This is a genomic window from Pedobacter sp. L105 (assembly GCF_009765875.1).
Lineage (GTDB): Bacteria > Bacteroidota > Bacteroidia > Sphingobacteriales > Sphingobacteriaceae > Pedobacter.
In genome coordinates, this window is record NZ_LMUP01000022.1 from 1 (window position 1) to 278 (window position 278).

1 protein-coding gene is annotated in these 278 nt (G+C 47.1%); it reads left to right on the forward strand.

The window, feature by feature from the left end:
* Positions 1-278 (forward strand): MBG-2 domain-containing protein (locus GSQ84_RS27705; RefSeq protein ID WP_174238705.1); only part of this gene is annotated, 278 nt, incomplete at both ends.

Sequence of the window (278 nt, forward strand, 5' to 3'; positions counted from 1 at the left end):
ACGCAGGCCAGTTTAACTACACAGCCTACGTTGACAACTACTGCTACGGCAACATCGTCTGTAGCAGGTAGTCCTTATCCGATTACTGCAAGCGGAGCGGTAAGTCCTAATTATACCATCAGTTACACTGCTGGCAATTTATCAATTACTTCAGCGCCACTAACGATCACTGCGGATAACCAGACCAAGGCATATGGTGCAGCGGTACCTACTTTAACAGCAAGTTACAGCGGTTTTGTAAATGGAGACACGCAGGCCAGTTTAACTACACAGCCTAC